The 10,776-nt window shown below is 70.1% G+C and carries 10 protein-coding genes; 4 read left to right on the top strand and 6 right to left on the bottom strand.

From position 1 onward, the window contains the following. The 3 genes from EHS43_RS25790 to EHS43_RS25780 all read left to right on the top strand — a co-directional run. On the top strand, positions 1 to 1,161 hold a 1,161-nt coding region (locus tag EHS43_RS25790), incomplete at its 5' end, for an export associated protein (protein ID WP_125193148.1). Positions 1,162 to 1,388: 227 nt separating this feature from the next. After that, positions 1,389 to 2,390, top strand: a complete 1,002-nt coding sequence (locus EHS43_RS25785) for a TerC family protein (protein ID WP_125193147.1) — start codon at positions 1,389 to 1,391, stop codon at positions 2,388 to 2,390. A gap of 128 nt (positions 2,391 to 2,518) precedes the next feature. Beyond that, positions 2,519 to 3,619 (top strand): calcium:proton antiporter, encoded by a 1,101-nt coding sequence (locus tag EHS43_RS25780; protein WP_125193146.1) that lies wholly within the window; start codon positions 2,519 to 2,521, stop codon positions 3,617 to 3,619. Here EHS43_RS25780 and EHS43_RS25775 read toward each other — a convergent pair. Further along, positions 3,609 to 4,895 (bottom strand): MFS transporter, encoded by a 1,287-nt coding sequence (locus EHS43_RS25775; RefSeq protein WP_125193145.1) that lies wholly within the window; start codon positions 4,893 to 4,895, stop codon positions 3,609 to 3,611. The two genes, EHS43_RS25780 and EHS43_RS25775, sit on opposite strands and share 11 nt — an antisense overlap. Before the next feature lie 95 nt (positions 4,896 to 4,990). Continuing rightward, the gene (locus EHS43_RS25770; protein ID WP_125193144.1) at positions 4,991 to 6,037 is read right to left on the bottom strand and encodes a S66 peptidase family protein; all 1,047 of its coding nucleotides are present in this window, start codon (positions 6,035 to 6,037) and stop codon (positions 4,991 to 4,993) included. A gap of 84 nt (positions 6,038 to 6,121) precedes the next feature. Between EHS43_RS25770 and aroQ the strand changes: the two genes are divergently transcribed. Further along, a complete protein-coding gene (gene aroQ / locus EHS43_RS25765; RefSeq protein ID WP_125193143.1) occupies positions 6,122 to 6,595 on the top strand; it encodes a type II 3-dehydroquinate dehydratase in 474 nt (157 codons plus the stop codon). A gap of 60 nt (positions 6,596 to 6,655) precedes the next feature. Here aroQ and EHS43_RS25760 read toward each other — a convergent pair whose 3' ends face one another. From EHS43_RS25760 to heR, 4 genes are all read right to left on the bottom strand, one after another. After that, positions 6,656 to 7,414, bottom strand: a complete 759-nt coding sequence (locus tag EHS43_RS25760; RefSeq protein WP_185806406.1) for an amino acid ABC transporter ATP-binding protein — start codon at positions 7,412 to 7,414, stop codon at positions 6,656 to 6,658. Further along, complete coding sequence (locus tag EHS43_RS25755) at positions 7,411 to 8,301, bottom strand: amino acid ABC transporter permease (RefSeq protein ID WP_125193142.1); 891 nt, start codon at positions 8,299 to 8,301, stop codon at positions 7,411 to 7,413. Before EHS43_RS25755 ends, EHS43_RS25760 begins: the two co-directional genes overlap by 4 nt. Next, the gene (locus EHS43_RS25750; protein WP_125193141.1) at positions 8,298 to 9,182 is read right to left on the bottom strand and encodes an ABC transporter substrate-binding protein; all 885 of its coding nucleotides are present in this window, start codon (positions 9,180 to 9,182) and stop codon (positions 8,298 to 8,300) included. The genes EHS43_RS25755 and EHS43_RS25750 overlap by 4 nt, the downstream gene beginning before the upstream one ends. 491 nt (positions 9,183 to 9,673) lie before the next feature. After that, positions 9,674 to 10,456, bottom strand: coding sequence for a heliorhodopsin HeR (heR, locus tag EHS43_RS25745; protein WP_260470710.1), 783 nt, complete (start codon positions 10,454 to 10,456; stop codon positions 9,674 to 9,676). Positions 10,457 to 10,776 lie beyond the last annotated feature (320 nt).

The raw sequence follows: 10,776 nt of genomic DNA, 5'->3' as shown, positions 1-10,776 counted from the left end.
GTCGCGCCCCCCGCACAGCCCGGACAGCCCGCGCAGCCGGTCGCCGGGGACGCCACCGGCTGGTCCATGGAGGAGCGGCTCTACAACCAGGTGTGGGGCATGTTCGAGGACCTGGCCCGCTCCACGGCCGCCTACCGCAGTGCCGTCGACTTCGCCGACTCCCGGATGGAGAAGGAGCTGGACGCGGCCCTCGCCGACCCGCGCAGCCGGATCGGCGGGCAGGGTGACGCCGCACGCGAGGCGGCCCGCGCCAAGCACGCCCAGCTCGTCGAGCAGGCCCGCGCGGTCTACGACCGGGATCTCGCCCAGCTCACGGCCGAGTCCGAGGTGGTCGAACCCGCCCTGCCGCCGGCGTACGCCCGCTGGGACAACCCCGTCTGGCACGGCTACCGGGTGCCATTCGAGGTGCCCATGGCCGTGCGCCTGGGCGATCTGCATCTGCCCGAGTGCCCGGAGCTGCGCATTCCGATGCTCATCCGGCTGCCGCTGGAACGCGGCCTGTGGATCGACAGCGGGGCCGCCGGATCACTCGACGGCTCGTTCCTCGACTCCCACGAACTGCACCGCCTGGCCATGGACACGGCCGTGGCGCTCGCGGCCCGGCTCCTCGCGGTCCACCCCGCGGGGGACTACACCCTGCACGTCATCGATCCGGCCGGTTCGGGAGCGCAGGCGCTGGCCCCACTGGTGTGGGCGGGCGTGCTCGCGGGCCCGCCCGCCGTCGGCGCCGGGGGAGTGGCGGACGTCCTGGCCCGCCTCACCGAGCGCGTCGACCTCGTGCAGATGGCGGTCCGCGGCGGGGCCGCCGACTCCCTCCCGCCCGGCTTCGACACCGGCGAGCAGCTCCTGATCGTCAACGACTTCCCGCACGGCTTCGACGACCGGGCCGTGACCCAGCTCCGTTACCTCGCGGACGAGGGACCGGTCGTCGGCGTCCACCTGATGATGGTCGCGGACCGTGAGGAGGCCTCCGCCTACGGCCCCCTCCTCGACCCCCTGTGGCGCTCGCTGATGCGGTTGACCCCGGTGCCCGACGACCACCTCGCCGACCCGTGGGTCGGGCACGCCTGGACCTACGAGCCCGCACTCGTCCCGCCCGGCAGCCAGGTGCTCGAACAGGTCCTGAACCAGGTCGCCCAGGCTCGGACCAAGTACACGTAAAGCCACCTTCACCTGCGAGTTTGACCTTTCTTTTGCCAATCACTTTACCTTTCCTTGGTGATTGCGGTACGGTTGGTGGCACGGAGGGGAGTACTCCCTGTCGACTGCGGCGTACCCGTCAATACGGATCAGGCCTGATCCCGGGGCGCCGGCCCACCGTGGGTGGAAGAGACCTCCGGCAGCGCGACGACGCTGGTTACTTGCCGTTACGTATTGCCGGAGGAACTGTGGATGTTTCCGTGACCCTGTGGGTCCTGACGATCGTGGGCCTCGCGGCTCTCATCGCGGTCGACTTCTTCATCGGCCGCAAGCCGCACGACGTGTCGATCAAGGAAGCCGGTATCTGGACGGTCGTCTGGATCGTCCTGGCCGGCCTCTTCGGCCTGGGCCTGATGTTCTTCGCCGGCGGTCAGCCCGCCGGTGAGTTCTTCGCGGGCTTCATCACCGAGAAGTCCCTGAGCGTGGACAACCTCTTCGTCTTCGTCCTGATCATGGCGAAGTTCGCGGTGCCCTCGCAGTACCAGCAGCGGGTGCTCCTCGTCGGTGTTCTCATAGCGCTGGTGCTGCGCGCGATCTTCATCGCCGCCGGTGCCGCGATCATCGCCAGCTTCGCCTGGGTGTTCTACATCTTCGGTGCCTTCCTCATCTGGACCGCCTGGAAGCTCATCCAGGAGGCCCGGGCGGACGAGGAGGAAGAGGAGTTCGAGGAGAACAAGCTGCTCAAGGCCGCCGAGCGCAGGTTCGGCGTGGCCGACCGCTACCACGGCACCAAGCTGTGGATCGTGGAGAACGGCAAGCGGGTCATGACCCCGATGCTCGTCGTGATGCTCGCCATCGGCTCCACGGACGTGCTCTTCGCGCTCGACTCGATCCCCGCGATCTTCGGTCTGACTCAGGACCCGTACATCGTCTTCACGGCCAACGCCTTCGCCCTGATGGGCCTGAGGCAGCTGTACTTCCTCATCGGCGGCCTGCTGAAGAAGCTGGTCCACCTCAGCTACGGACTGTCGATCATCCTCGGCTTCATCGGCGTCAAGCTGGTGCTGCACGCCCTGCACGAGTCCGGGGTCCACGTCCCCGAGATCAGCATCCCGGTCTCGCTCGGCGTGATCTGCTCGGTCCTGATCGTCACCACTGTCACCAGCCTGATGGCTTCCAGGAAGCAGGCGGCGGCCGAGGCGGCGCAGGACAGGAGTGAAGGCGCTCCGAAGGACAGCGTCGAGGCCTGACCGCGCCGGACGCAGGAAGAACCACCACCGGGAGCGGTGTGCGGCGGATCGCCGGGTACCGCTCCCGGTGCTTGTTCAAGCGGTCCGGGGGTGGTGCGCCGCCCGCGCGCTTCTGCGACGATCGCTGCATGATCGCTCCGCTCAGGTCGCTCGCCGCGAGCTGGACGTCCGTCGTGCCGGTACTCGCGGTCGTCCTGCTGGTGTTCACCTGGGGCCGCGATCTGCCCGTGGCGGTCGTCGTGCTGGTGACGCTGGTGCTCGCCGGGGCCGTGCTGGCGGCCGTGCACCACGCGGAGGTGGTCGCCCACCGGGTTGGTGAACCGTTCGGCTCGCTCGTCCTCGCCGTAGCCGTCACGATCATCGAGGTGGCCCTGATCGTCACCCTGATGGCGGACGGCGGCGACAAGGGCGCGACCCTGGCCAGGGACACGGTCTTCGCGGCCGTGATGATCACCTGCAACGGCATCGTCGGCATCAGTCTCCTCGTGGCCTCCTTGCGCCACGGCACCGCGGTGTTCAACCCCGAGGGCACCGGCGCGGCCCTCGCCACGGTCGCCACCCTGGCCACGCTGAGCCTGGTGCTGCCGACGTTCACGACGAGCAAGCCCGGACCGGAGTTCTCCACCACCCAGCTGACCTTCGCCGCGCTGTCCTCGCTGATCCTGTACGGCCTGTTCGTGGCGACCCAGACCGTACGGCATCGCGACTACTTCCTGCCGATCACCCGCCAGGGCGAGGTGATCACCGGCGACGACCACGCCGACGCGCCCACCGCCCGCGCCGCCCTGATCAGCCTGGGCCTGCTGGGGCTGGCCCTGATCGGCGTGGTCGGACTGGCCAAGGGCGTCTCGCCCACCATCGAGTCCGGGGTGGCCAAGGCCGGGCTTCCGCAGGCCGTCGTCGGCGTGATCATCGCCCTGCTGGTGCTGCTGCCCGAGACCATCGCCGCACTGCGCTCGGCGCGCCGCGACCGGGTGCAGACCAGTCTCAACCTCGCCCTCGGCTCCGCCATGGCCAGCATCGGCCTGACCATCCCCGCGGTGGCCCTGGCTTCCGTGTGGCTCTCCGGTCCGCTCGTCCTCGGCCTCGGCTCCACCCACATGGTGCTGCTGGCCCTGACGGTGGTGGTGAGTTCGCTGACCGTGGTGCCCGGCCGCGCCACTCCGCTCCAGGGCGGCGTCCACCTGGTGGTGTTCGCGGCCTACCTGGAGTTGGCGATCAACCCGTGACGGGCCGGTCCAGACCCGGCTCCGCCACCGCCACGGGCACCGGCCGTGTCTCGGGCAGCAGCGCGAAACACCCCAGGCTGAGCAGCGCGACCCCGGTGAGATACGCGCCCACGCCCCACGGCACCCGCCCGCCGTGTTCCACCAGCGCCGTCGCCACGAGCGGAGTGAGCGCGCCCCCGACCACCCCGCCGAGGTTGTAGCCGACCGCGGCCCCCGTGCAGCGCACCCGCGGCTCGTACAGCTCCGGCAGATAGGCGGCGATCACCGCGAACATGCTGATGAACGCGATCATCGCGCCCAGGAAGCCGAGGAACATCAGCAGCGGCTCCCCGGTCGCGAGCAGCGCCACCATGGGGAACATCCACAGCGCGGCCGCCGCACATCCGGCCAGGCACAGCGGCCGCCGCCCGTACCGGTCCCCGAGCAGCGCGGCCACCGGCGTGAGCGCGCCCTTCACCAGCACCGCGGCCATGATGCAGCTCAGCATGACGGTACGGCTCACCCCGAGCCGCTCGGTCCCGTAGGCGAGGGACCACGTCGTCACGGCGTAGAAGATCGCGTACCCGACGGCGAGCCCACCGGCCGTCAGCAGGACGAGCCGCCCATGGTCGCGCAGCACCTCGGCGAGCGGCACGCGTGCGTGGTCGTCGATCTCCAGGAACCCCGGGCTCTCCGGGAGCGAGGAGCGCAGCCACAGGCCCGCTGCGGCCAGCACGCCCGCAGCCCAGAACGGCACCCGCCAGCCCCACGCGGCGAACTGCGCCTCGGACAGTGCGGCCGACAGCGCCAGCACCACCCCGTTGGCGAGCAGAAAGCCCAGTGCGGGGCCCACCTGCGGGAAGCTGGTCCACAGTCCGCGCCGCGCGGCGGGCGCGTGCTCCGCGGTCAGCAGCACGGCCCCGCCCCACTCCCCGCCGAGGCCCAGCCCTTGCAGGAAGCGCAGCACCACGAGCAGCAGCGGCGCGGGCACACCGATCGTGTCGTACGTCGGCACGCATCCGACCGCGACCGTGGCGGCCCCGGTCAGCAGCAGCGAGACCACGAGGACCGGCCGCCGTCCGTGCCGGTCACCGATGTGCCCGAACAGCGCCGATCCGAGCGGCCGCGCCACGAACCCCACCCCGAAGGTCCCGAAGGCGGCCAGGGTCCCGGCGACCGGTGAGAAGGCCGGAAAGAACAGCGGTCCCAGGATCAGCGCCGCGGCCGTGCCGTAGACGAAGAAGTCGTAGAACTCGATGGCCGTCCCGGCGAGCGAGGCGGCCGCGAGCCTCGGCATGGAAGGCGCCCTTACGGTGCGTACGTCGTGCATGCCGCGTCAACTACCCACGGTGATCACGGGTTACGGGGGCGCGTGAGCGCGCTCGGGCGTGCTCAGTACGTGACGATGATGCGCCGGGCCGGGCCGTCGACACGGACGAGACCGCCGTAAGGGATGACGAGTTGGGGATCGGTGTGGCCGTAGTCCACATCGAAGACGATGGTGGTGTGCGGGGCATACAGACTCATGGCCCGCAGTACGGCCTCGCGCTGGTCGGCGGCGTAACGATCCGCCTCCTCGGGGCTGTGGGGGCGCTCGAAGGACCAGGACTTCGGACGGCCCATCAGCAGCGCGGAGAAGCGTTGCAGCAGTCCGCGCTCACCCATGTTGCGCAGGGTGCGGAAGACCTCGACGTCGCTCGGCATCTCCTCCGAGGTCTCCAGGAGCAGCACCCCGCCGTCGTACACGCTCAGGTCCGCCGCGATCTCCCGGTCGGCCATCAGGAGCCACCCGAGGATCTCCAGACAGCCTCCCCAGGCCCGGCCCTCCACGATCCGGTCGGCGTTCACCCAGGTCCAGCCGTTGCCGGGGCGGGTGTCCGGTTCGGTGTCGAAGGTGGCGGGGTCCGCCCAGTCACGGTCGACGTCCCGCCAGCGGGCGGCGGGCGCGAGTTCGTACGGGCCGGAGGTGAACAGGGCCGTGCGCAGGGAGTCGGCGGTCAGCGCGCTCAGGGCCACCGGCCGGCCGAGTGACGTCATCACGGTGGCGCCGTGGTAGCCGACGATCCCTGTGGTGTAGAGGTACGCGAGCAGGTTCGTGTTGTCGCTCATCCCGAAGAACGGCTTCGGGTTCGCCCGGATCAACTCCCGGTCCAGGAACGGCAGCACGGTGATCTGGTCGTCACCGCCTACAGACGCCATGACCGCCTTGACGCTCGGGTCGGCGAACGCGGCATGGATGTCGTCGGCGCGCTCCCGGGGCGTCGTGCCCATCCTGCGGGTCGACGGATACTCCACCGGCTCCAGCCCGTACTCCCCGCGCAGCCGCTCCAGCCCCAACTCGTAAGGACGCGGGAAGAGTCCCGGCAGACCGGCGCCGGGGGAGATGACGGCTATGCGGTCGCCGGGCACGGGCTTGGGCGGGTACGAGATCGTCGTCATGCCCGGAGGGTACGGGCCGCGCCGCGCCCGGCGCACCGTGATAAACCGGGTCCGAGCAGCCCCTCTCCACCGACCGGAGGAACCGTGCCCCGCACCCTCGCCAACGCCCCGATCATGATCCTCAACGGCCCCAACCTGAACCTGCTGGGTCAGCGTCAGCCGGAGATCTACGGCAAGGACACCCTCGCCGACGTCGAGGCCCTGTGCGCCAAGGCGGCGGCCGCGCACGGCGGGACGGTGGACTTCCGGCAGTCCAACCACGAGGGCGAACTGGTCGACTGGATCCACGAGGCCCGGCTGAACCACTGCGGGATCGTCATCAACCCCGGCGCCTACTCGCACACGTCGGTCGCGATCCTGGACGCCCTCAACACCTGTGACGGGCTGCCGGTGCTGGAGGTGCACGTCTCCAACATCCACCAGCGCGAGTCCTTCCGGCACCACTCCTACGTCTCGCTGCGCGCGGACGGCGTCATCGCGGGCTGCGGTGTGCAGGGGTACGTGTTCGGCGTGGAGCGGGTCGCGGCGCTGGCGGGGCCGGCCCGGGCCGAGGCGTAGGGCGGTAAGGACCGCCCGCAATGGCGCGCGCCCCTTACCGCCGCTCCCTGTAGCGGCCCCTCACAACCGCCCCGCCTCCACGATCCGCTTCAGGAAGCGCCGGGTGCGCTCCTGCTGCGGGTCGCCGAAGATCTGCTCGGCGGTCCCGCGCTCCAGGACCACCCCCGCGTCCAGGAAGCACACCTGGTCGGCGACCTCGCGCGCGAAGCCCATCTCGTGCGTGGCCAGCATCATGGTCATCCCGTCGGCCTTCAGGTCGCGCACGACGTTCAGGACCTCGCCCACCAGCTCCGGATCGAGCGCCGCGGTGATCTCGTCGAGGAGCAGCAGCCGGGGCCGTACGGCCAGCGCCCGCACGATCGCCACCCGCTGCTGCTGACCGCCGCTGAGCCGGTCGGGGTACTCGCCGGCCTTCCCGCCGAGCCCGAGCCGCTCCAGCAGCTCACGGGCGTGCTCCTCGGCCTCGGGACGGGCCACACCGTGCACGCGTCGCGGGGCCAGCGTGATGTTCTCCAGCACCGTCATGTGCGGGAAGAGGTTGTACGCCTGGAACACCACGCCGATACGGCGCCGTACCGCGTCCTGGTCGACGCGCGGATCGGTGATCTCCTCGCCGTCCAGCCAGATGGCGCCGTCGTCGATCTCCTCCAGGAGGTTGGCGCAGCGCAGCAGCGTCGACTTGCCCGAGCCGGAGGCACCGATCAGCGCGGTCACCGTGTGCGGGGCGACCTCCAGGTCGACGTCCCGCAGCACGACCGAGCCGCCGAAGGTCTTGCGGACGGACTCCATCCGCAGCACCGGTCCGCCTGCATCGCTCATGCGATTCCTCCCTGGGCCCTGCGGCGGTCCATCCGTGCCGTCACCCAGTCCGTGAAGCGGGTCATCGGGATGGTCAGCGCCACGAACACCAGGCCCGCGACGATGTACGGCGTGTAGTTGAGGCTCCGGCCGACGATGATGTCGGCGGCCCGTACGGCGTCGATCGCGCCCCCGATCGACACCAGACCGGTGTCCTTCTGGAGGGACACCAGGTCGTTCAGCAGGGGCGGCACCTGGCGGCGCACCGCCTGCGGCAGCACCACGTACCGCAGCGCCTGCCGGTTGGAGAGCCCGAGCGAGCGGGCCGCGGCACGCTGCGAGGGGTGCACGGACTCGATGCCGGCGCGGAACACCTCGGCCACGTACGCCGAGTACGTCAGGGTGAGGGCCGTGCCGCCCAGCCACACCGGATCGACCGTCACGCCCTGGAGCCGCAGCGCCGGCACGCCCAGGACGACGATCATGAGGTTGATGATGAGCGGCAGGCCGCGGAAGAAGTCCGTGTAGGCGGCGGCCAGGACCCGCAGCGGGAAGAACACCGGGCCGCGCAGGGTGCGGGCGACGGCGATGAGCATGCCGAGGACCAGGACGGCCGCGCCGCAGACGAACAGCAGCCGGACGTTCAGCCACAGCCCTTCGAGGACCTTCGGGAACGCCTCGCGCGCGTACTGCGCGCTGAAGAACGTCTCCTTGGTGCGCGGCCAGCCGGGCGCGTTGACGACGACCAGGTAGAGGACGACGGCGGTGACCAGGGTCGAGACGGCGGCGATCGCCGTCGCGCGGCGGGAGCGGGCGCGCTTGAGGCGCTCCCGCTCGATCCGCCGCTGCGACGGCGCGTACGAGTCGTCCACGCCTTCCTGGCCGGCCTCGTCCTTCGTGAGCGTCACTTGAGGACCGGGGCGTCGACGGCGTCCGACAGCCACTGCTGCTCCAGCGCGGCGAGCGTGCCGTCCTTGCGCAGGGCGTCCACGGCGCCGGTCACGCAGGAGGTGAGCGCGCTGCCCTTGTCGAGCACGAGCCCGAACTGCTCGGGCGTGCCGCCCTGGTTCTCGAACTGGCCGACGATCGTGCCGTCCGTCACCTCGGCCGCCGTGATGTAGAACGCGGTGGGCAGGTCGACGACGATGGCGTCCACCTGGCGGTTCTGGAGCGCGGACTTGGCCTGGTCGTTCTTCGCGTACGCGGCGGCCTGCTCGGTCGGCTTCACCACGTTCTCGATGTAGTCGAGGCTCGTCGTGCCGACCTGGGCGCCCAGCTTGAGGCCCTTCAGGTCCGCGATGCTCGTCGCCTTGGCGGCCTTGGTCCCCTTGAGGGCGATGACGGCCTGGCGCACGTCGTAGTAGTCGGATGAGAAGTCCACGGCCTTCTTGCGCTCGGCGCTGATCGACACCTGGTTGATGTCGAAGTCGAACGTCTTCTCCCCGGGCGCGAAGGCCTTGTTGAAGGGGACGCTCTGCCAGACGACGGCACTCCTGTCATAGCCGAGCTGCTTCGCCACGGCGTAGGCGACCGCCGACTCGAAGCCCTTGCCGTTCGCGGGCTTGTCGTCCTTGAACCAGGGCTCGTACGCCGGCTCGTCGGTGGCGATCGTGAGCTTGCCGGAGGTCTTGGTGGCCAACTTGCCCTTGGCGCAGGTGGTCCCGGCCGACCCCGAGGCCTTGGCGCTCGCAGTGCCGTCGGGCTGCGGAGCACAGCCGACGGCGGTGGCGAGCAGGGCTATGGATGCCGCGGCGACGGCGCGGCGCAGGGCGCGTGGGGCAGGGTGCATGGCGGGAGAGTGGCAGCCCACTGTCTCGTTTGTCGAGGTCACGACGGCAAAAGTCCGCATATTGGGAACAGGTGTTGCGTTCCTGTGAACTGTTTTCGGACGGAACGCCGGGGCCGCCGGTCGAGGGCGGGGATGAAAGACCGGCGGCCCTTACCGCGCAGGAGCCGTCATCCTGTGCGGGGCTGCTCCCAGTTGACTGCGCAACCAAGTGCGCCGGGAGCGCGTGTGTGACACCGGCGTGTGTGAAGAGTTCACACGGGGCGTGTACGAAGAGGTGTGCGCGGGGCGTGGGCTCCGGAGTCCACCACCCTCGCACGCGCCCGGAGTTCACCACTTACGCATGCGCAGGGGATTCACCATCCCCGCGCGCCACTGCGGCAGCTACGGCACCGGCAGATGAGCGACCTGCCGCCGTGACGGCCGATGCCATCGAGGCCGCCCGTGAACCGGGTGTCCGGGTCCTGCCGATGGGTGTTTCGGACAGAAGACGTTCAGTCGGCCAGCGAGCCGGCGAAGATCTGCCATGCCAGGAGTGACTTCGCCACGAGGCTGAGGACCAGGTAGGCCTTTTCGCCATGTGCGTAGTCGGACCACCGGCCGACTCCGCGGTACTGGAGCCACTGGTTGAGACCGAAGCTGAAGAAGAGAGCGGCCTGGACGAAAACGATTCCGTACACGAAGCCGGGGACGGTCTCGGCCGCGACTGTGTTGTACGCGATCGAGACCCACGGCGCGACGCCGACCAGCGTCCCGAACCAGAACGGCAGCATCCTGGTCCTCGCCCGCCCCGGAGGGTTCATCACCTCCTGGACCCAGCCGAAGAGAATCATGCCGACGTTGGCGCCGACGACGGCGATGACGGCATTGAGGCCGGTAATGCCCGCGTAGAAGCCGATGAGGAGCACCATCAGGGTCGCACTCAGCGCGTACTCCAGCCACCGGAAACGGTTGATGCCGCGTTTGAGGTCGCGTTCGTAGGTGTCACGGCACACGGTCGCCGTCAGCAGGTGGTCTGCTGCCGCGAGGGCGAGGAAGACGGCGACGGCCCAGCCGATCGGCACGTCGAACAACGCTTCCGGGGCGGGCGCTGCCGTTCCCGGTGGCCCCTCGGGGACGGAGGAGGTCACGGTGATCGAGAAACTTCCGGCGAGCAGGACGATGGCCACGGCCTGGATCAGATGCAGCAGCGTGAGCGCCAGGTTCCACCTGCGGAGCCCGCTGAGACGCTCGATGGTGACACCGGTGGCCACCGGTGTGCCGTCCTCTCGCTCCACAGGTCCTCCTCAATGGCTCGTGCCGCGGTACGTCAGCATGGTCGTACCGGTCGGCCGGGAAGCACGGCAGTCACGCCACCACCCCGTCGGAAAGTCGCCCGAGTGGCGCCCGGGAACCCGCCGGAACCGCTGGTCGCCGGGACGGTGTGGCTGGGTTGCGCAACGATCACGGGAACTCGCTCGCGCATCGCCCGCCGAACAGCCCTCCCGAGGCGCTGATCCACAGGCTTCCGACGCCCGGCGTCTCGCAGTCGTACGGGCCTCGTGGGGCACGGCTACAGGGAGGTGCGGGGCGCGGTGGGTGTGCTGCGGTGGTGGGG

It is taken from the genome of Streptomyces sp. RP5T (assembly GCF_003933965.1).
Lineage (GTDB): Bacteria > Actinomycetota > Actinomycetes > Streptomycetales > Streptomycetaceae > Streptomyces.
Note: the sequence above shows the minus strand (reverse complement) of the source record. Positions and strands in the feature narration are given on the sequence as shown.

What these genes read in the sequence shown, in the direction of transcription:
- EHS43_RS25780 (WP_125193146.1), top strand. Translation starts at nt 2,519, where the DNA reads ATGATCGCTCCGCTCAGGTCGCTCGCCGCGAGCTGGACGTCCGTCGTG.
- EHS43_RS25775 (WP_125193145.1), bottom strand. Translation starts at nt 4,895, where the DNA reads ATGCCGAGGCTCGCGGCCGCCTCGCTCGCCGGGACGGCCATCGAGTTC.
- EHS43_RS25770 (WP_125193144.1), bottom strand. Translation starts at nt 6,037, where the DNA reads ATGACGACGATCTCGTACCCGCCCAAGCCCGTGCCCGGCGACCGCATA.
- EHS43_RS25760 (WP_185806406.1), bottom strand. Translation starts at nt 7,414, where the DNA reads ATGAGCGATGCAGGCGGACCGGTGCTGCGGATGGAGTCCGTCCGCAAG.
- EHS43_RS25750 (WP_125193141.1), bottom strand. Translation starts at nt 9,182, where the DNA reads ATGCACCCTGCCCCACGCGCCCTGCGCCGCGCCGTCGCCGCGGCATCC.